Below are 20,633 nucleotides of genomic sequence, written 5' to 3'. Positions count from 1 at the left end.
GCCGAAATCCCTGCCAATCACGTGTACTTCGCGTCTGAAACGGATCGTTCAGGCATGCACGCGCGATGGACAGGGATGCGGCAGGGATACGGCGTCGAGCGCTCGCCAAATGATCAGCGGTGCGCCAACCGGTCGTCAACCGCGGTCAGTCGACCATCAGTCGATCGAGAGCGTCCGGTTCCCTCCACTCGTCAGCCGGTGCCCCAGATCATGGCGATGTACTCCTTGCCTTCCGCGAACGGGCTCGGCTTGTGGACGTAGTTGCGGCCCAGATAGAGGCGCCCCTGCGCCCAGATCGCCGGCTCGAACTGCGGCGAGATCTGGCTCTCGATCTTCTGGGTGGCGAGCGGGTTCTTCAACAGCTCCTGCGCGGCGAAGGAGTTCGGGTCGATCCGGACGACCGTTCCCCCCGCGCGCCAGCTCGCCGTCAGGTAGGCGATGGCGGCGCCGTCCTTGTCCGTGCCGATCGGCACCATCGTGGAGCTCACCCGGCCGTCCGTCTTGCCCTTCGCCCGGCCGTTGGACAGGTCGAACGCCACGACCTCGTTGATCCGGCCGGCCTCGCCGGACTTGCCGGTCTGGTGGTCGTCCGACGGCAGGTAGAGGGTGTCCTTGCCGACGGCGAGCCTGTAGCAGCCCTCCACGGCGGTCGAGGGGCAGCGCGGGGCGAACTTGCCGTTCTCCGTGGCGACCTTGCTGCGCAGCTTGCCGTCCTTGCCGCTGTCGTCGATCGCCATGAAGTCGGAGACGCCGTTGCCCGTGTGGTCGCCCGCGTTGACGCCGATGACCAGCGGATCGGTCGACACGATGTGCGCGTAGTCGATCCCGTTGGGCACCTTGAAGGAGGACTTGGGCATGCCCGTCGCCGGGTCCAGGGTCTGCACCTTCAGCTGCGGACGCTCGTAGTCGCCGCAGCGCTGCACCGCGACGAGCTTGTTGCCGCCGCCGTAGCCGTCGTCCCGGCAGGCGTCGTCGGCCTTGGGCTTCCACAGCTCCTTGCCGTCCAGCGACCAGGCGGCGCCGCCGCCCAGGCCGCCCGCGGCGACGGTGCCGCCGCCGACGGTGACCTCGGCGAACGTGACTTCCTTGTCGCCGAGTCCGACCGACTTCTGCCAGAGCTTCTTGCCGTTGTTCAGGTCGAGCGCGACGACCTGGTTGCACGGGCCGCCGTACGGCTTGCTGCTGCTGGGCGGCGCCTGCGCGACCAGCACGGCCGTCTTGCCGTCGGCGGTGACGTGCTTGGGCGCCGAGCAGATGTCGCCGTCCAGCGGGATCTCCCACTGCTTGCCGCCGGTCAGGCCGTAGCCGACGACCTTGTCGAGGTCGCCCTTGGCGAAGACCTTGTCGGTGATCCACATGCCGCCGGCGGGCCGGCTGCTGTCCTTGATCGACGGCTGCTCGGCGCCGAAGAGGAACTTGCCCTCCTTGGCCTTGCCGGCGTCCTTCCCGGCCGCTTCCCCGCCGTCGTCCTTGCCCTTGCCCTTGCCCCCGTCCTTGGTGGCGGACGAGGACTTGGCCTGATCGTCCTTGCCGTCGTCACCGCCGCCCGCGACGGCGTACCAGACGCCTCCGCCGGCGAGGAGGACGAAGGCGGTGACGGCACCGACGAGGGCGACGGCGCGCTTCTTGTTCTTCGCCGGGGGCGGGGGCGGCTGCTGGGCGTACCCGTACCCGTACCCGGCCGGATAGCCGTAGCCGCCGGGGGGCGTCTGGGGCGTCTGGGGCGTCTGGGGCGTCTGGGGCGTCTGGGGCGTCTGGGGGTAGCCGTAACCGCCGGGGGCCGGTGGGGGCGGCGCCTGCGGGTAGCCGTACGCGGGCGGCGTGGGGCCCGCGGGAGGCGCGGCCGGGGGGACCGGCGGAGCGGGTGGCGCCGCCGGAGGGACCGGTGGGGCCGGAGGGGCCGGAGGGGCCTGCGGCGGCTGGGGCGGCATGGCGGGAGGAGCCCCGAAACCGGGGGGCTGGTCCTGGGGTGCGCCGAAGCCTTGGGGGGGCTGGGGCGGCTGTGACATCAGCTTTCCTCATTTACGCGCGGAATCCGCGGCCCGGGCGGCCTCCCCCGCGATCCCGGTGACGCCACGGCGCCGGCCGGCGCACGGCGCCCTCCCGGGAAGGAGCGCATCGGGTGCGGATCCCGCCGGTGAGCGGCACGTGAGCGGGTGTTCTTTGTATCACCCGGTGATACGGCGGACGGGCCGCTCGCGGGTGCCCGGGGGAGCCGATACCGGGCTGTGACGAGACCGTTGTGAGGGGGTTGTGACGCGTGGGGTGTGCGTGGGGTGTGCGTGGGGTCGAGTTTCCCCACCCCGCCCTTTCACCGTTTCCCGGGGCAAGTCCCCGGCCCCGAGCCGCCCTTCGGCCGACCGGCGGGGGCTCCGCCCCCTGCACCCCGGCCCGCGCTCCGCGCGGGTTCGAGGCGGTGGCGGCAGGGCGCGGCGCGGAGTTGGCGGGGCTGTGCGAGAGGGTGGGCGGGACTGTGCGCAGGGGTGGCGGAGGTCGGCGCCGACGGGGGCCGGGGCAGAGCCCCGAAGAGGGTCCAGGGAGCGGCCGCGCTCGGGCCGGGGTGCAGCCCCAGGGGTGCAGAGGCGGAGCCCCACCCGGATGCAGGGGCGCAACCCCACCGGGGCTCAGGGGTGCAACCCCGGCCGGGGTGCAGGGGGCGCAGCCCCCGCCTCCGCCCGGAGGGCGGATGGGGGCCGGGGTCTCCCCGGAAGAAACGGTGAAAGGGCGGGGCCGGGGCAAGCCCCGCCCGGGGCGCGCGCCCCTACACCTCCTCCGCCAGCTCCAGCCAGCGCAGCTCCAGGTCCTCCCGCTCCGACGCCAGCCCGCGCAGCTCCGCGTCCAGCTTCGCCACCGCCTCGAAGTCCGTCGCCTGCGCGGCGATCCGCTCGTGGAGCTTGGCCTCCAGCTCGCTGACCTTGTCGAGCCGGCGCTCGATCTTCTGCAGCTCCTTCTTCGCGGCCCGCGCGTCCCCGGCGGACTTCTGCTTCACCGGAGCGGCCGCCGGAGCCGCCGCCGCGGCCGCGTCCAGGACCGCCGCCCGCCGCTCCAGGTACTCGTCCAGCCCCCGCGGCAGCATCCGCAGGAAGCGGTCGCCGAGCAGGGCGAACACCCGGTCCGTCGTGCGCTCCACGAAGTACCGGTCGTGGCTGATGACGACCATCGAGCCGGGCCACCCGTCGAGCAGGTCCTCCAGCTGCGTCAGCGTCTCGATGTCGAGGTCGTTGGTCGGCTCGTCGAGGAAGAGCACGTTCGGCTCGTCCATCAGCAGCCGCAGCAGCTGGAGACGGCGGCGCTCACCGCCGGACAGGTCCCCGACCGGCGTCCACTGCTTCTCCTTCGTGAAGCCGAACTTCTCGCACAGCTGCCCGGCCGTCATCTCCCGGCCCTTGCCGAGGTCGACGCGGTCGCGTACCTGCTGGACGGCCTCCAGCACCCGCATGGCGGGGGCGAGTTCGGCCACCTCCTGCGACAGGTAGGCCAGCTTCACGGTCTTTCCGACGACCACCTTGCCCGCCGCGGGCTGCTTCTCGCCCTCCGACCGGGCCGCCTCGGCGAGCGTGCGCAGCAGCGAGGTCTTGCCGGCGCCGTTGACGCCGACGAGGCCGACCCGGTCGCCCGGGCCCAGCTGCCACGTCAGGTGCTCGATCAGCACCTTCGGGCCCGCCTGGACGGTGACGTTCTCCAGGTCGAAGACCGTCTTGCCCAGCCGCGAGCCGGCGAACTTCATCAGCTCGGCGCTGTCCCGCGGCGGCGGCACGTCCGCGATCAGCTCGTTCGCGGCCTCGATGCGGAAGCGCGGCTTGCTGGTGCGCGCCGGGGCGCCGCGCCGGAGCCAGGCGAGCTCCTTGCGGACGAGGTTCTGCCGCTTGGCCTCCTCGGAGGCCGCGATCCGCTCCCGCTCGGCGCGGGCGAAGACGTAGTCGCTGTAGCCGCCCTCGTACTCGTGGACCGTGCCGCGCTGGACGTCCCACATCCGGGTGCAGACCTGGTCGAGGAACCAGCGGTCGTGCGTGACGCAGACGAGCGCCGAGCGGCGCTCCCGCAGGTGGCCGGCGAGCCAGGAGATGCCCTCGACGTCCAGGTGGTTGGTGGGCTCGTCGAGGACGATGAGGTCCTGCTCGGCGATCAGCAGCTTCGCCAGGGCGATGCGGCGGCGCTCGCCGCCGGAGAGCGGGCCGATGACGGTGTCCAGGCCCTGCGGGAAGCCGGGCAGGTCGAGCCCGCCGAACAGCCCGGTGAGCACGTCGCGGATCTTGGCGTTGCCCGCCCACTCGTGGTCGGCGAGGTCGCCGATCACCTCGTGCCGGACGGTGGCGGAGGCGTCCAGCGAGTCGTGCTGGGTGAGGACGCCGAGCCGCACGTGACCCGCGTGGGTGACGCGGCCCTTGTCGGCCTCCTCCAGCTTGGCGAGGACGCGGATGAGGGTGGTCTTGCCGTCGCCGTTGCGGCCGACCACGCCGATCCGGTCGCCCTCGTTGACGCCGAGGGAGACGCCGTCGAGCAGCGCACGGGTGCCGTACACCTTGTCGACGGCTTCCAGATTGACCAGGTTGGCTGCCATTCCGCTCCTCGTTCTGTGGTCCTCCCTTCAGGATCCCATGGGCCGGCCGCGCCCCGGACTAGACCCTGGCCGCCTCCACCGGGCGGGTGCGCAGCGCCGCCCGGGCGGGCAGCAGCGTCGCGCCGAGGGTCACGGTCACGGCGCCGGCGACGACGCCGAGGTAGACCGTGACGGGTCCGTACGGCAGGACGCGGTCCGAGGCGGCGAGGGCGAACGGGACGAGCGCGGTGGCCGCCGCCAGCGTGCCCAGGACGACGCCGACCAGGGCGACCAGGCACCCTTCGACCGTCATCATGCGCAGCACCTGGCCCTTGGTCGCCCCGGTGAGCCGCCGGAGCGCGAACTCCTTGCGGCGGCCGCCGACGGCGACGGCGGTCGAGTTGACGACCGAGACGACGGTGTAGGCGACGAGCATGCCGACGACGAGGTAGTTGACCCAGGCCTGGGTGCGGGTGTTCTCGGCGTGCCCGGCGGCGAGCGCGTCCCGGTCGTGGACCTCCAGCCCGGGGTGGCGCGCGGCGAAGCGGGTGAGCGCGGCCGTGAGCCGGTCCCGGCCGGTGCCGTCGGCCGCGCGGACCACGATCTGCGACGGCAGGCCCCGGGTGGTGTGCGGGGCGAGCAGTTCGACGCTGGCCAGGGCGTGCTCGTAGCCCTCGCGGGCGGCGACGAGGGCGACCACCCGGACGTCCGCCGCGGCACCGTCCCCCAGGCGCAGCCGCAGGGTGTCCCCCACGCCGCGGTGGATCCGGCGGGCCAGGGGCTCGGGCAGGGCGACGGCGGCGCCGCGCAGCGCGGCCAGGCTGCCCGCGGTGACCTTCGCGCCGACGGTCTCTTCGGCCCCGTCCGCGCCGATGCCCGTCAGGGGCAGTCCTCGCTTGCTCTCGGCGCCGTCGTGGGGACGTTCGGTGTATCCGGTGCTGTTGACGGACGGGCTCGCGGCGGCGACCTCGGGCAGCCGGCGCACGGCCGCCGCCAGGGCCGGGTCCACGCCGGCGGCACAGGAGAGCACCGCGTCGGCGCGCAGTTCGTCGGCGAACGCCTTCGCGGTGAGCGCGGCCGTGCTGGTCTGGAGGTAGATCATGCCGGTGGCGAGGGCGGTCACCAGCATCACCGGAGTGGCGACGGCGGCCGTCCGGACGGAGGTCGCACGGCAGTTGAGGACCGCGAGCCGGCCGGACGCGCCGGTGAGCAGGCGTACGGGCCAGTGCAGCAGCGCCGTCACGGCCCTGGTGAACCACGGGCCGAGCAGGGCGAGGCCGATGGCCGCGCACATCACGGTGGGGCCGGCGGTGCTCGCCGCGACCGGGCCGCGCAGCACCAGCGCCGTGACAATGCCCAGCGCGGCCGTCCCCGCCAGGAACAGCAGCCCCAGCACCAGCCGGACGGGAGTCAACCACCGCTCCTGGACGGCCGCTTCGCCCAGCGCCTCCACGGGACGCGCCCGTACGGCGCGCCGGGCACCGATCAGTCCGCCGCCCACGGCGGTGAGCAGGAGCGCCCCGAAGGCGGGCATCGCCGGGATCCAGCCCTGACCGAACTCAAGGGTCTCCGCGGCCATTCCGCTGTCCACCAGCGCGTCGAACAGCAGCCGGCCCGCGACGGGCCCGGCGAACCAGGCGGCGGCCCCCGCGAGGACGGCGACCAGCAGCGTCTCGCCGACGATCAGCCGGCGCAGCATGCCCCGGCCGGCGCCGATCGCCCGCAGCAGGGCGAGCTCGCGGCGGCGCTGCCGGACGCACAGGCCGACGGTGCCGGAGACGACGAACACCGAGACGGCGACGGCGAGTCCGCCGAAGACCCCGGAGAGGGCGATCAGGTCCTCGGCGCCGCGGACGGCCTCCGGGTGCTCGACCGTGCCCCGGTCGTCGCCCGTCAGCACGGTCTGCCCCTTCAGGGCCTCCCGCACCCGCTCGCGGACGGCGTCCCGGTCCGCGCCCGGCTCGGTGACGATCGCGATGTCGGCGACCGTGCCCGGGTGGGGGGCGAGACGCCGGGCGTCGGCGTCGGCGAAGAACAGCGTGGGGCGCGCGGCGGTGCCGTGGGCCACCCCGCTCACGCGGTACGCGGTGGCGCTTCCGCCGCGGGTGGTGATCCGTACGGTGCCGCCGGCGCGGACCCCGGCGCGGGCCGCCAGGTCCGTGTCGAGGACGACCTCGCCGGGACGGGGGGCGGTGCCGCCGGTAAGCCTGTACGGGGTGAGGGCCGCGGACTCCCACCCGTGGGCCTCCGCCCTGCCCCCCGCGACGACCACGTCGAAGGTGCGCTCGCCGACGGCACGGCGGACGCCGGGCACGCGGCTCGCCCGTCGCGCCGACTCCTCGTCGAGTCCGGCCCGTTCGGGGAGCACGGCCTCGTGCTTCTCCCCCGGCTGCCGGTAGGTGCGCTCGCCCGTGACGAGGATCTGGGCGCCCGCGAGGCGCTGCGGCGGCACGTTGTTGCGGATCCCGGTCTCCATGAGGCCCCCGCAGGCCATGACGATGGTCGCGCCGATGGCGAGGGCGAGGAAGGTGGCGAGGAATCCGCCGGTGCGGTGCCGGAGGGAACGCCGGGCGAGCTTGCCGATCATAGGACCGACGGTAGGGAGGGGGGTGGGTGCGGGCCCATGGGAGCAGCGGGTGTTGTGGGGGTGGGGGTAGCCCCAGGGTGGGGGTGGGGAGGGTTTCGCCCCGGCCCCACCCTTTCACCGTTTCTTCCGGGGCAAGCCCCGGGGCCCGCAACGCGGCTGCGCCGCGTTGGCCGGGGGCTGCACCCCCTGGACCCCTGGAACCGCGCTGCGCGCGGTGGGCGGGGGCTGCGCCTCCGAGGCCGCGCTCCGCGCGGTGGGCGGGGGCTGCGCCTCCGAGGCCGCGCTCCGCGCGGTGAGGCGGGGGCTCCGCCCCCTGCACCCCCGAAGCGCCCTCCGGGCGCTGTCCTCAAACTCCCCGGAGGGGGCGACCCCCAGACAGGCTGATTCGTGCCCGCGCAGGATGTCCAGCCCCACGCAGGATGTCCAGCCCGGCCGCCCACCGCGCGAAGCGCGGTGCCGGGCCGAGGGGCCCAGGGGGCGAAGCCCCCGCACCCACCGCGCGGAGCGCAGGCCCGGCGCGCCCCGCGCCACACGGGGGTTACGAAGGGGCGCAGCCCCTGCGGAAACGGTGAAAGGGCGGGCCGGGGGGCGAACCCCTCACCCCACCACCGTCGCACCACCCACCGGCCCCGCCGCCCCCCGCACCGCCCGGCACGTCCCCGACGCCGCCAGCGCCGCCGCCACCCGCTCCCCGTCCTCCGCCGACTTCACCAGGAAGGCCGTCGTCGGGCCGGAGCCCGAGACCAGCGCGGCCAGCGCGCCCGCCTCGGCGCCGGCGGCGAGCGTCGACGCCAGCGACGGCCGCAGCGAAAGCGCCGCCGGCTGGAGGTCGTTGGAGACCGCGCCCGCCAGCGCCGCCGCGTCGCCCGCGCGCAGCGCGGCGAGCAGGGCGGGGGACGCCGAGGGCTGCCCCGGCCCGGGGTCCGTGCCCGCCGCCGCCCGCAGCCGGTCGCACTCGCCGTAGACGGCCGGGGTCGACAGCCCGCCGTCCGCGACGGCGAAGACCCAGTGGAAGGTGCCACCCGTCTCCAGCGGGGTGAGCACCTCGCCCCGCCCCTCCCCCAGCGCGGCCCCGCCGATCAGGCTGAAGGGCACGTCGCTGCCCAATTCGGCGCAGATCTCCAGGAGTTCGTCCCGCGAGGCACCCGTGCCCCACAGCGCGTCGCACGCCACCAGCGCGCCGGCCCCGTCCGCGCTCCCGCCGGCCATGCCCCCGGCGACGGGGATGTCCTTGTCGATGTGGATGTGGACGCGCGCCTCGCGCCCGTACCGCCCGGCCAGGGCGAGGGCGGCCCGGGCGGCCAGGTTGCTCGCGTCCAGCGGTACCTGCGCCGCGTCCGGCCCGGAGCAGGTCACCCGCAGCTCGTCCGCGGGCGTGACGGTGACGCGGTCGTACAGGGAGACGGCGAGGAAGACGTTGGCCAGCGCGTGGAAGCCGTCGGACCGCGGCCCGGCGACGGCGAGCTGGACGTTGACCTTGGCGGGGACGCGGACGGTGACGGACGACGGCGCGGTCACGGGGAACAGCTCCTCAAAAAGATCAAGAAGATCGGGTCAGTCCTGAGATCGGGTCAGTCCTGCTTGTGCTCGGCGATGGCCACGAACTCCTCGACCGTCAGCGACTCCCCGCGGGCCTGCGGCGAGACCCCGGCCGCGACCAGCGCGGCCTCCGCCGCCGCCGCGGAGCCCGCCCAGCCCGCGAGCGCGGCGCGCAGCGTCTTGCGGCGCTGGGCGAACGCGGCGTCCACGACGGCGAAGACCTCCGCCTTGCTCGCCGTGGTCTCGATGGGCTTCGCGCGCCGCACCAGCGAGACGAGGCCGGAGTCGACGTTCGGGGCGGGCCAGAAGACGTTGCGGCCGATGGCGCCGGCCCGCTTCACCTCGGCGTACCAGGCGGCCTTCACGGACGGCACGCCGTAGACCTTGGAGCCGGGCGGCGCGGCCAGCCGGTCGGCCACCTCGGCCTGCACCATGACCAGGGTCCGCTCGATGCTGGGGAAGCGGTCGAGCATGTGCAGCAGCACAGGGACGGCGACGTTGTACGGCAGGTTGGCGACCAGCGCGGTGGGCGCCGGGCCGGGCAGCTCCTCGACCCGCATGGCGTCGCTGTGCACGAGGGAGAAGCGGTCGGCGCGGCCGGGCAGCCGGGCGGCGACGGTCGACGGCAGCGCGGCCGCGAGCGCGTCGTCGATCTCGACGGCGACGACCCGGTCGGCCGCCTCCAGCAGGGCGAGGGTCAGCGAGCCGAGCCCGGGGCCGACCTCGACGACGACGTCGTCGGGCCGCACCTCGGCGGTCCGGACGATGCGCCGGACCGTGTTGGCGTCGATCACGAAGTTCTGGCCGCGCTGCTTGGTCGGCCGCACCCCGAGGGCGGCGGCCAGTTCGCGGATGTCGGCGGGGCCGAGCAGGGCGCCGTTCTCGTCTGTGCTGGGGGTGCTCACCCGTGAAGTTTACGGCCGCACACCGGCCACGGGCTCGCCCCCCGGCGCACGTAGAGCTTCTTGGCCCGCAGCGTCTGCTCCTCGGCGGAGGCGTCCTGCGGGCGGCCGGAGCCGCCGAGGGACTGCCAGGTGCGGACGTCGAACTGGTAGAGGCCGCCGTAGGTGCCCGACGGATCCACCGCACCGGCCCGCCCGCCCGCCTCGCACTGGCCCAGCGCCCTCCAGTTGAGCCCCTCGGCGCCCTGGACCGTGGTGGGCACCGCCTTGGTGCCGACCTTGACGATCTGGGTGCGGGGCTTGCGCACGGTCTCCGAGGAGATCTTCTTGGGCTTCTGCTTGACACCGTTGACAGTGCGCAGCGCGTAGGTGACGCGCTGGAGGCCCTTCTCGCCGCGCTGGGCGACGACCTCGGTGCCCTTGGTGAGCGTGGGGTCGTCGTGGCGCTCGGTGGTGAAGTCGACGGGAATCTCGCGGACCTCCTGGCCACCGGTGATCCTCATGATCGAGATCGTCTGGCCGTCGCGCGGGAAGCTCTCGGGGTCCACGGAGGCGGTGTCCTGCCCGCGGAGGACGATGCCGGCCTGCTGGATGGCCTCGCGGACGGTGGCGGCGTTGGTGCGCAGGGTGTGCTCGTGGCCGTCGGCCATGAAGGTGAGGGTGCGCTCGGTGCGGACGTCCAGGTCCAGGCCGCGGCGGGAGATCGGGGCGGAGCGGGAGGCGGAGAGGTGGGCGCCCTCGGCGCGGACGCCGAGCTGGCGCAGGGCGCCGTCCACGGTCCGGGCGGTGGTCCACACCTGGCGCCGCTCGCCGTCGAGGGTGAGGGCGACCGGGCGGCCGTAGCGGACGACGACGCGGTCGCCGGCCGCGAGGTCGTGGTCGCGGCCGGGGGCGACGATGTCGTGCTCGCCGACGGCCATGCCCTCGTCGGCCAGCAGCTCCCCGACGTCGTCGGCGAAGGTGTGCAGGGTGCGCGGCGTGCCGTCGACGCTGAGCTGGACGGCCTTGTCGCTGGCGATGAAGGCGGAGGTGCCGCCGGCCAGGAAGGCGACGACCAGGGCCTGCGGGAGCAGCCGGCGCAGCGGGTCAGGGACGGTCCCGGTCCGCTTGCGGCGCGTCGCCCGGCGGCCGCCGGCGCGGCCGGGCCGGCCGGGCTCGCCGTAGAGGTCCTCGGGCGGCTCGTCGTCGTAGCCGCCGAAGGGGCCCGCCGGGAGGCGGTGCTGGGCGGGGACGGGAGCGATGGAGGCGGGGTCGGCGTAGGCGGCGGGGTCGTACGGGGGGTGGACGACCCCCGTCAGGACATCCGCGCCGTCCGTGGGCGACCCCGAGGACTGCCGGGGCACGTACGCCTCGTGGATCTCAGGGGCACCATGGACCCCGTAGGACTCCTGGGTCCCGTACGCGTCGTGCTGCGGTGCGTACGGGAGGTACGACGGCGGCTCCGCCGCACCGAGGCGCGCAGCGTGGGGGCTGCCCTGAGGATGGCTCACGACACTCCACTGGGTCCGGGCTGACGGGCCAGGACTGTAGCGAAGCTTTGGTGACTCTCCAAAGTCCGATAGTCACACTGTGTCGTGATTCAGGGGTCAATAGCGGAACGCGCGTGCGGTATTCGCGCCGACCGCCGTGGCCAGGGCGTCCTCGTCGACGCCCTTCACTGCGGCCATCGCCCGCAAAGTGACCGGAATGAGGTACGGCGCGTTGGGCCGTCCCCGGTGGGGCGCGGGTGTCAGGAAGGGGGCGTCGGTCTCGACGAGGATGCGGTCGAGCGGGGCGACGGCCAGGGCGTCGCGCAGCGGCCGGGCGTTCTTGAAGGTGACGTTGCCGGCGAAGGAGAGGTAGTAGCCGGCCTCGGCGCAGATCTTGGCCATCGCGGCGTCGCCGGAGAAGCAGTGGAAGACCACCGTCTCGGGCGCGCCCTCCTCGGCGAGCACCCGCAGCACGTCGTCGTGGGCGTCCCGGTCGTGGATGACCAGGGCCTTGCCGTGCCGCTTGGCGATGTCGATGTGCCGGCGGAAGGAGTACTCCTGGGCGGCCACGCCCTCCGGCCCGGTGCGGAAGAAGTCGAGGCCGGTCTCGCCCACGCCGCGCACCGCCTCCAGGGCGGCCAGGGCGTCGATCTCCGCCAGCGCCTCGTCGAGGGCGGCCGTGCCGCCCGGTTCGCGGGCCCCCTGGCGCGACCAGCCGTCGGGGTCGCCGAGGACGATCCTCGGCGCTTCGTTGGGGTGCAGGGCCACGGCGGCCCAGACGTTCTCGTGCTCGGCGGCGGTCTTCGCCGCCCAGCGGGAGCCTGCCAGGTCGCACCCCACCTGGATCACCGTGGTCACACCGACGGCGGCGGCCGCGGCCAGGGCCTCCTCGACGCTCGTGCCCTGCATGTCCAGATGGGTGTGCGAGTCGGCCACGGGCACGTTCAGCGGGGCCGGGGGCGGCGGAGGGACGTCCTTGAGGTCCTTGTCCTTCTTCTTCCGCTCGCCGTCCGCCGAACCGCTGTTCCGTGCTGTCGCCGCCATGGTCGGGATTCTAGAGACCGGCTCCGGGCCCGGTCCGGCCGGGCCGCCTCCGGTGAAAGCCGGGGCTGCTTCCGGCGAAAGCCGGACTGCGTCCGGTGGAACCCGGCTGCTTCCGCCCGGCTACTTCCGGTGGAAGGGGTGCAGCAGGTCGGAGAGGTGCCAGTGGCGGTGCTTCTCCTCGCCCGCTTCCGGCCGGCTGTCGACCGGAATGCCGCCGCTGTTGAACGGGCCGGTCGGGGAGACCGGCGAAACGGTCGAGTGCGAGGCGAGGTGGAGGGCGTCGGCCACCTGGGACACCTGCCCCGAGCGCATGATGCGGACGACGTGCGCGCCGCAGTTCGCGCACGTGGGGCGGGTCAGCGGGGAGGGCACGCGGACCCCGTCCGCGTAGTACGTCACGAAGGGCTTCCCCTCGGCGTCCACGTGGTGCTCTATCTCGTACGACTGCTCCCAGCAGTGCCCGCACCGCATGCAGGCGAAGGCGTACGACTCGTGCACGGTCTCCGGCCCGGGGCGGGCGGGCGCCGTGCGGATCGTGGTCGCGGGCTCCACGCCGCTCGAGGTTCCTGCGGTCTCGCTCATGGCAGCTCCTCTTGTCCGCCGGACATTTCCTGTCCTGATCGGACGCTGTTTCCGGGATCGGACGTCCCACCACCAGGGAACGCCCATTCCCGCGCCGACGCAGCACCCCAATCACCGAATTGGGGGAAACTTAACCGCTCCATGCCCGAAGAGCCCGGGAGCAAGGTATGACCTTTGCTTTTAACTCCGGCCCTTTACTTTACGGCGAGACTTGTCGCCCGGCATTTTTTGGCGTGTCCACTTCCGCTTCCACGACTACTCGACGACCACTCGACGGCTACTCCACGGATTTCGCGGCGGTTTTCGCGGCGACCACCGCGTCGAACACCTCACGCTTCGGCACCCCGGCTTCCGCGGCCACGGCGGCGATCGCCTCCTTGCGGCGCTCCCCCGCCTCCTCGCGCACCCGCACGCGGCGGACCAGCTCGTCCGCGTCCGTCTCCGGGGGTCCGGGGACGGCGCCCTGGACGACGATCGTGATCTCGCCGCGGACGTCCCCGGCCGCCCACTCGGCCAGCTCCGCCAGCGGACCGCGGCGGACCTCCTCGTAGGTCTTGGTCAGCTCCCGGCAGACGGCCGCCCGGCGCTCGGCGCCGAAGGCCTCGGCCATGGCCGCCAGGGAGTCCTCCAGCCGGTGCGGGGACTCGAAGTAGACGAGGGTCCGGCGCTCGTCCGCCACCTCGCGCAGCCGGCCCAGCCGCTCCCCGGCCTTGCGCGGCAGGAAGCCCTCGAAGCAGAACCGGTCCACCGGCAGCCCGGACACCGCGAGCGCGGTGAGCACCGCGGACGGACCGGGGACGGCGGTCACCTTCACCCCGCGCTCGACGGCGGCGGCGACCAGCCGGTAGCCGGGGTCGGAGACCGACGGCATCCCCGCGTCCGTGACCAGCAGCACCCGCGCCCCGCCGGCCAGCGCCTCGACGAGCTCGGGCGTCCGCGCCGACTCGTTGCCCTCGAAGTACGAGACGACCCGGCCCGTGGTGTGCACCCCCAGCGCCTGGGTGAGCCGGCGCAGCCGCCGGGTGTCCTCCGCGGCGATGACCTCGGCGGCGGCCAGCTCGGCGGCGAGCCGCGGCGGCGCGTCGGCCACGTCGCCGATGGGGGTTCCTGCGAGTACGAGCGTTCCAGTCACCTCCCCATCCTCGCAGGCCGCCCGGCGCGCGCCGACCGCCCGCTCCGCCGCCGCGCGCTCCCCGCTCCCCCGCCCCCGCACAGGCCGGTTCCCTACGATGGCGCGGTGACCAGTGACACCGCGACGCACGACCGGCGAGAGAGCACGGCCGCCGGCCAGCCGCCCCCGTGGCAGCTCCGACTGCGCCGCTTCGGCTACGCGGCCCCCCCGCGCGGGGGCGGCGTGCGCGAGCGGCTCGTACCGCCCTTCCCCGAGCCGGGCACCCGGCTGTGGACGGTGCTGGGCGTGCGGCCGGGGCCGGCGCGGCTGCTCGCGCGCTCGCTGGGCTGGCTCGGCCCGCTGCTGGTGGCGCTGGTCGCGGGGCTGACGCGGTTCCACAACCTGCGCAGCCCGAACGCGGTGATATTCGACGAGACGTACTACGCCAAGGACGCCTGGGCGCTGTGGAAGTACGGCTACGAGGCCAAGTGGCCGGACGACATCAACGCCCGGATCATCCAGGGCCACGACCACGTCGCCGACGCCCCCTCGTTCGTCGTGCACCCGCCGGCCGGCAAGTGGGTCATCGGCATCGGCGAGCAGCTCTTCGGGCTCACGCCGTTCGGCTGGCGCTTCATGGTCGCGCTGCTGGGCACGCTGTCGGTGCTGATGCTCTGCCGGATCGGGCGGCGGCTGTTCCGCTCCACCTTCCTCGGCTGCGTCGCCGGCGGGCTGATGGCCGTGGACGGCATGCACTTCGTGATGAGCCGCACCTCGCTGCTCGACCTGGTGCTGATGTTCTTCGTGCTCGCGGCCTTCGGCTGCGTCCTCGTCGACCGCGACAAGGCCCGGGCCCGGCTGGCCGCGGCGCTGCCGGAGACCGACGAGGGCGTCGCCCGCCCGGACGCGGCGGTCGGCGGCACGCTGCGGCTCGGCTGGCGGCCCTGGCGGATCGCGGCCGGGGTGTTCCTGGGGCTCGCCGCCGCCACGAAGTGGAACGGCGCGGTCTACCTGGCCGCGTTCGGCCTGCTGATCGTGCTGTGGGACGTGGGCTCGCGCCGCCTGGCGGGCGCCCGCCGGCCCTGGCGCGCGATGCTGCGGCGGGACGCGCCCTGGGCGTTCCTCGCCACGGTGCCGGTGGCGCTCGCCGTCTACCTGGCCTCCTGGGCCGGCTGGTTCGCCAACAGCGGTACGTACAGCGAGACCCAGGGCTGGCAGCACAGCGGCTACTACCGGCACTGGGCCGAGACCGAGGGCGGCTACAGCTCCGACGGCTTCCTGGCCGGCGTCCTCAACCCGCTGCGCAGCCTGTGGCACTACGAGGAGGAGGTGTGGAAGTTCAACACCAACCTCGCCTCCCCGCACACCTACCAGTCCAACCCGTGGAGCTGGCTGGTCCAGGGCCGCCCCGTCTCCTACTTCTACGAGTCCCCGGCCGCCGGGCACGACGGCTGTCCCACGGACACCGCGGGCAAGTGCGCGCGCGAAGTCCTCGCGCTGGGCACGCCGGTGCTGTGGTGGGCCGCCTGCTTCGCCCTGGCCTACCTGCTCTTCCGCTGGTTCTTCCGGCGCGACTGGCGGGCCGGCGCGATCCTGTGCGGCGTGGCGGCGGGTCTGCTGCCGTGGTTCAAGTGGCAGGACCGGACGATCTTCGACTTCTACACCGTGGTGTTCGTACCGTTCCTGTGCCTGGCGGTGGCCATGATGATCGGGGCGATCGTGGGCCCGCGCGGGACGACGGAACGCCGGCGGGTGGCCGGGATCGTCGGGGCGGGGACGCTGATCCTGCTGATCGTCTGGAACTTCATCTACTTCTTCCCCCTCTACACCGGCCAGGCGATCCCGTTGGACGCGTGGCGGAACCGGATGTGGTTCGACACCTGGATCTGACACGGCCGTTGTCCGAGGTGTCTGCGGCTGTTGTCCGCCGTGTCTGATATGAGGTGAGTTACGACTCCCGGTCACGCACGGTGCGTTGTCAGTGCCCTCCCGTAGTGTGCTGAGCCGAGGAACAGTTCCGCGGCGCAGGGTGTGCCGCGGGTGGGGAGGGGCTGACGATGCGCACGGGAGCGAAGGTCACGGTGGGGGTCATCGCCGCGGCGCTGCTGGGCGGCGCCGGGTTCGGGGCGTACCGGCTGGTGGACGACGTGGGGAGCGGCGTGAGCCGGGAGGCGAGACCCGAGCGGACGGGCCCGCCGACGGCGGACGAAGTGGAGCGCACCGCGCGGGACTTCCTCGCCGCGTGGGCGAAGGGCGACGCGGAGGGGGCCGCGGCGCTCACCGACAACGCGCAGGCGGCGTCGGCCGCGTTGGGCGGGTACCGCGAGGGCGCGGGCATCACGAAGGTGACGTTCCGGCAGGGGGCCGCCGCGGGGCCGAAGGTGCCCTTCACCGTCACCGCCGAGGTCGCTTTCAAGGACCGGCGCTCGACGTGGACGTACGAGTCGTCGCTCGGCGTCGTGCGCGGCCGGACGACCGGGCGCGCGGTGGTGGACTGGCAGCCGGCGGTGCTGCACCCGAAGCTGGCGCCGGGCGAGACGCTGCGGACGGGCCCCGGCGGGACGTCCGGTCTCAAGGCCGTCGACCGCGCCGGGCGGGAGCTGAACGCCGGGGAGTTCCCGTCGCTCGCGGCCGTCCTGCCCGATCTGCGCAAGCGGTTCGGGCAGCGGGCCGGCGGCCGGCAGGCGGTGGAGGTCCGCGCCGAGCGGGCCGACGGCACGGGCCCCGGCCGCACGCTGCACGTGATCGACAAGGGCGAGCCCGCCGTGCTGCGCACGACGCTGGACGCCCGCGCCCAGCGGGCCGCGGAGGACGCGGTGGCCCGGCGCGACGAGGCGTCGGTGGTGGCGCTGCGCCCGAGCACCGGGGAGATCCTGGCCGTCGCCGACACCGGCGCCCGGCGCGCCGGGTTCAACGCGGCGCTGCTGGGCCGCACGGCGCCCGGGTCGACGATGAAGGTGGTCACCGCCGCGCTGCTGCTGGAGAAGGGCGCGGCGCGGACGAACGAGCCGCTGCCCTGCCCCCGGTACGCCACCTACGGCAAGCAGTTCCACAACGTGGAGAAGAGCGAGAACGCGGGCGCCACCTTCGCCCAGGACTTCGCCGCCTCCTGCAACACCGCCTTCGTCTCGCTGGCCGGCAAGGTCACGGACGCGGACCTCGGCGCCGAGGCGCGGGACGTGTTCGGCCTCGGCATGGACTGGCAGGCCGGGGTGACCACGTTCGACGGCCGGGTGCCGGACGGGAGCGGCGCGGAGAAGGCGGCCGCGATGATAGGCCAGGGCCAGGTGCAGATGAATCCGCTCACCATGGCGTCGGTGTCCGCCACCGTGAAGGACGGCACCTTCCGCCAGCCGCACCTGGTGGACCCCGAGGTGGCCGGCCTGAAACTCGCCCGCGCCGCCCGCCCGTTGCCCGGGCCCGTCGCGGACGGGCTGCGCCGCATGATGCGCCTCACCGCGCTCGGCGGCACCGGCCGGACGGCGATGGCCGGGCTCGGCGGGGACGTCGGTGCGAAGACCGGCTCGGCGGAAGTGGACGGCCAGGAGCGGCCCAACGGCTGGTTCACCGCCTACCGGGGCGACATGGCGGCCGCGGCGGTCATACCCCGGGGCGGCCACGGCGGCGACTCGGCGGGTCCGGTGGTGGCGGCGGTGCTGCGCACCGGGTGACGCGGACAACAGCACCCGGCCGCCCGCCCCGCATACGGTCGTCACCATGACCCCACTGGTCGTCCTCGCCGTCCTCACCGCCGCCGTCACCCACGCCGGCTGGAACGCCATCGCCCATGGCATACGGGACCAGTTGGTCGCCTTCACGCTGGTGGGCCTGGGCAACGCGCTCTGCGGCGCCGCCCTGCTGCTGTTCGCCCCGCCGCCCGACCCGGCGTCCTGGCCCTACCTGGGCGCCTCGGCGGTGCTGCACGTGCTCTACATGACGCTGCTGATGCGCTCGTTCTCGCTCGGCGACTTCGGGCAGATGTATCCCATCGCCCGGGGCACGGCACCGCTGGCGGTCACCGTCCTGGCGGCCCTGTTCGCCGGGGAGTTGCCGGACGGGTGGCAGCTCGCCGGGGTGGCGGTGGCGTCGGCCGGGCTGGTGGGCGTGGCGCTGTGGGGCGTACGCGGCGGGGGTGGCGGCTCGGTCGACGGGACGGCGGTCCTGGCGGCGGTGGGGACGGGGCTGGCCATCGCGGGCTACACCGTCGTGGACGGCCTGGGGGTGCGCCACTCCGGCTCGTCGCTGGGCTTCACGGCCTGGCTGATGATCCTGGAGGGGGCGCCGATCCCCCTGTACGCCCTGGCCGTCCGGCGGCGCGCGCTCGTGGCGGACGCCCGGCCGTTCGCGGTGCGCGGGCTGTTCGGCGGCGCGCTGTCGGTGTTCGCCTACGGGCTGGTGCTGTGGGCGCAGACGCGGGCCGAGCTGGCGCCGGTCGCGGCGCTGCGCGAATCGTCGATCATCGTGGGGGCGGCGATCGGGACGGTGCTGTTCAAGGAGCGGTTCGGGGCGCCGCGGGTCGCGGCGGCGGCGTTGCTGGTGGTGGGCATCGGGCTGATGCTGCACGCGGGTTGAGCCCTCACTCGCCCCTGAGCGCCCTGCGCAGGCCGATGTTGCCGACGAGGATCCCGCCGTCGACGGGCAGCGTCACGCCCGTGATCCATGCCGCGTCCCGCGAGGCGAGGAAGGCGACGGCCGCCGCGATGTCCTCGGGGCGGCCGACCCGGCCGAGCGGATAGTGCGGTGCGGCCCGGCGCAACACGTCCTCACGGCCGTCCCAGTTGGGGGTGTGGACGGTGCCCGGGGCGACGAGGTTGACCCGTACGCCGCGGGGTGCGGCCTGGCCGGCCAGGGTGCGGGTGAGGCTCGCGAGGCCGGCCTTGGCGGCGCTGTAGGCGTGGTTGCCGAAGTCCTGCTCGCCGTTGACGGAGCCGATGTTGACGACGGCCCCGCGGCCGTCGGCGGCGGCCAGGTGCGGCAGCGCGGCCCGCGCGCAGCGGAAGGCTCCGCCGAGGGTGATGTCGAGGTCGCGCTGCCAGAGTTCGTCCGGGTAGTCCTCGAAGAGGGCGGGATCGGGGCCGCAGGAGAGGGCGTTGTTGACGAGGACGTCGAGGCGGCCGAAGGCCCTGACGGCGTGTGCGACGGCCCGGTCGACGGCGGCGCGGTCCGCGACGTCGCAGACGAGGGCTTCGGCGGTACCGCCGCCCGCGCGGATGCCGGCGGCGGTGCGCTCGGCGCGGTCGCCGTCGAGGTCCGTGACGAGGACGCGGGCGCCTTCGCCGGCGAGGCGCCGGGCGGTGGCGGCGCCGATGCCGCGGCCCGCGCCGGTGACGAGGACGGACCAGTCGGCGAAGCGCGGTTCCGGCATGTGCGGGCCCCTTCGGGTGGTGAGTCGTGCCCCGGACCCGCCCTTTCTTCCGGGCTGCGCCCGCACCGCAGCGCGCCCGCACCGCAATGCGGCTGCGCCGCGTTCGTCCTCGAAGCTTCCCGGACGGGCTGACCGGGCGGGTCAGGACTCCCTACCCCGCCAGCGAGCGCGCCACCCCACGGACCAGTGCCTGCGCCCGCGGGTCCGCCGTCACGTTCTTCTGCATGCCGTTCGTCACGTAGCCGAAGGAGATGCCGCTCTCCGGGTCCGCGAAGGCCAGGCAGCCGCCCCGGCCGGGGTGACCGAAGGAGCCGGGGCCCAGCAGCGGCGACGCGGGGCCGTGCAGCATGTAGCCGAGGCCGAAGCGGGTCCTGGCGATGAGGACCCGGTCCGGGCCGGCGGACTCCTCCGTGCGGGCCAGGGTCAGCGTCGCGGGCGCGAACAGCCGGCGGCCGCCGCCCTCGACGTCCCCGATGAGCGCCGCGTAGAAGCGGGAGAGCGCCTCGGCGGTGGCGATGCCCGCCGAGGCGGGGAGTTCGGCCGCCCGGTAGGCGGGGTCGTTCTCGTCCGGGGCCGGGTCGATCGCGGCGAAGGCGCGCCGCGTGAGGGAGGCCGGGTCCGCGTAGGCGTCGGCGACGGCCTGCTTGGGCCGGATCCGCAGGCCGGGCGTGCCGCCGGCCGGCTCCGGCGGCGTGACGTCGCCCATGCGCCCGGCGCGGTGCTGCTCGGCCGCGGGCAGGCCCATCCACAGGTCGAGGCCGAGCGGCCCGGATATCTCCTCGGCGGTCCACTCGCCGATCGTCCGGCCGGTGATGCGCAGCACGAGTTCGCCGAGGAGCCAGCTGTAGGTCTGGGCGTGGTAGCCGTGGTCGGTCCCCGGTTCCCAGGCCGGCGCCTGGGCGGCGACGGCGCGCGGGCCGCTGACGCCGTCGATGGCCTGGGCGGGGGTGAGCGGGGTGTCGAGGGCGGGCACCCCGGCGCGGTGCGCGAGCAGATGCCGGACCAGGACGCGTTCCTTGCCGGCGGCCTTGAACTCCGGCCAGTACGTGCCGACGGGGGCGTCGAGGTCGACCAGGCCGCGCTGGTGGAGGAGGAGGGGGACGGCCGCGGCGACGCCCTTGGTGGCGGAGCGGACGATCTGGGCGGTGCCGGGGGTCCAGGGGGTGGTGCCGTCGACGTCCGCGGTGCCGGCGCGGAGGTCGACGACCTTGCGGCCGTGCCGGTGGACGACGACGGCGGCGCCGCGTTCGCCTCGGCGGGCGAAGTTGTCTGCGAAGGCGTCCCGGACCGGTTCGAAACCGGTCGCTGTCGTGCCTTGGACGTCCGTCACGTTTGTCCGCTCCCACTGCGTTGTTCCTTGCACGTGCCCCTCCATGGTGCACGTGCGCGGTTTACGCGCGTGGACCGGGTCCGCCCGGGGCGGCCGCTGCGCGGGGAGGTTGCCCCTGCCCCGCCCTTTCACCGTTTCTTCCGGGGCTCCGCCCCGGGGCCCGG

At 74.5% G+C, this 20,633-nt stretch carries 14 protein-coding genes; 3 read left to right on the top strand and 11 right to left on the bottom strand.

Annotation, left to right across the window (positions count from 1 at the left end; genetic code table 11):
* Positions 1–191 precede the first annotated feature (191 nt).
* The 9 genes from I5Q34_RS14070 to rsmI form a co-directional block, all read right to left on the bottom strand.
* Positions 192–1,931, bottom strand: a complete 1,740-nt coding sequence (locus tag I5Q34_RS14070; RefSeq protein WP_199892512.1) for a PQQ-binding-like beta-propeller repeat protein — start codon at positions 1,929–1,931, stop codon at positions 192–194.
* Positions 1,932–2,761: 830 nt separating this feature from the next.
* A complete protein-coding gene (locus tag I5Q34_RS14065; RefSeq protein ID WP_199892511.1) occupies positions 2,762–4,561 on the bottom strand; it encodes an ABC-F family ATP-binding cassette domain-containing protein in 1,800 nt (599 codons plus the stop codon).
* A 58-nt stretch (positions 4,562–4,619) separates the two neighbouring features.
* Positions 4,620–7,127 (bottom strand): FtsX-like permease family protein, encoded by a 2,508-nt coding sequence (locus I5Q34_RS14060; protein ID WP_234428757.1) that lies wholly within the window; start codon positions 7,125–7,127, stop codon positions 4,620–4,622.
* Between the two features lie 597 nt (positions 7,128–7,724).
* Entirely contained in the window at positions 7,725–8,645 is a 921-nt protein-coding gene (locus tag I5Q34_RS14055; RefSeq protein ID WP_199892510.1) for a 4-(cytidine 5'-diphospho)-2-C-methyl-D-erythritol kinase, read from the bottom strand.
* A 53-nt stretch (positions 8,646–8,698) separates the two neighbouring features.
* On the bottom strand, positions 8,699–9,571 hold the full coding sequence (rsmA, locus tag I5Q34_RS14050; RefSeq protein ID WP_199892509.1) for a 16S rRNA (adenine(1518)-N(6)/adenine(1519)-N(6))-dimethyltransferase RsmA: 873 nt from the start codon (positions 9,569–9,571) through the stop codon (positions 8,699–8,701).
* The gene (locus I5Q34_RS14045) at positions 9,568–11,058 is read right to left on the bottom strand and encodes a resuscitation-promoting factor (RefSeq protein ID WP_199892508.1); all 1,491 of its coding nucleotides are present in this window, start codon (positions 11,056–11,058) and stop codon (positions 9,568–9,570) included. The genes rsmA and I5Q34_RS14045 overlap by 4 nt, the downstream gene beginning before the upstream one ends.
* A 96-nt stretch (positions 11,059–11,154) precedes the next feature.
* Positions 11,155–12,081: a TatD family hydrolase gene (locus I5Q34_RS14040; protein ID WP_199892507.1), complete on the bottom strand. Its 927-nt coding sequence runs from the start codon at positions 12,079–12,081 to the stop codon at positions 11,155–11,157.
* 120 nt (positions 12,082–12,201) lie between these two features.
* Positions 12,202–12,663, bottom strand: coding sequence for a hypothetical protein (locus tag I5Q34_RS14035; RefSeq protein ID WP_199892506.1), 462 nt, complete (start codon positions 12,661–12,663; stop codon positions 12,202–12,204).
* Positions 12,664–12,940: 277 nt separating this feature from the next.
* Positions 12,941–13,795: a 16S rRNA (cytidine(1402)-2'-O)-methyltransferase gene (gene rsmI / locus I5Q34_RS14030; protein WP_199892505.1), complete on the bottom strand. Its 855-nt coding sequence runs from the start codon at positions 13,793–13,795 to the stop codon at positions 12,941–12,943.
* Between the two features lie 105 nt (positions 13,796–13,900).
* Between rsmI and I5Q34_RS14025 the strand changes: the two genes are divergently transcribed.
* The 3 genes from I5Q34_RS14025 (at position 13,901) to I5Q34_RS14015 (ending at position 18,346) form a co-directional block, all read left to right on the top strand.
* A complete protein-coding gene (locus I5Q34_RS14025) occupies positions 13,901–15,664 on the top strand; it encodes a dolichyl-phosphate-mannose--protein mannosyltransferase (protein ID WP_199892504.1) in 1,764 nt (587 codons plus the stop codon).
* A gap of 167 nt (positions 15,665–15,831) precedes the next feature.
* Positions 15,832–17,445, top strand: a complete 1,614-nt coding sequence (locus tag I5Q34_RS14020) for a penicillin-binding transpeptidase domain-containing protein (protein ID WP_199892503.1) — start codon at positions 15,832–15,834, stop codon at positions 17,443–17,445.
* A gap of 46 nt (positions 17,446–17,491) precedes the next feature.
* Positions 17,492–18,346: an EamA family transporter gene (locus I5Q34_RS14015; protein ID WP_199892502.1), complete on the top strand. Its 855-nt coding sequence runs from the start codon at positions 17,492–17,494 to the stop codon at positions 18,344–18,346.
* A gap of 4 nt (positions 18,347–18,350) precedes the next feature.
* Here I5Q34_RS14015 and I5Q34_RS14010 read toward each other — a convergent pair whose 3' ends face one another.
* The gene (locus tag I5Q34_RS14010) at positions 18,351–19,139 is read right to left on the bottom strand and encodes an SDR family NAD(P)-dependent oxidoreductase (protein WP_199892501.1); all 789 of its coding nucleotides are present in this window, start codon (positions 19,137–19,139) and stop codon (positions 18,351–18,353) included.
* A gap of 151 nt (positions 19,140–19,290) precedes the next feature.
* Entirely contained in the window at positions 19,291–20,514 is a 1,224-nt protein-coding gene (locus I5Q34_RS14005) for a serine hydrolase (protein ID WP_199892500.1), read from the bottom strand.
* Positions 20,515–20,633 lie beyond the last annotated feature (119 nt).

The organism is Streptomyces sp. AV19, assembly GCF_015999245.1.
Lineage (GTDB): Bacteria > Actinomycetota > Actinomycetes > Streptomycetales > Streptomycetaceae > Streptomyces.
The sequence above is the reverse complement of the archived record's forward strand: the minus strand, read 5'-3'. Positions and strand labels throughout refer to the sequence as shown.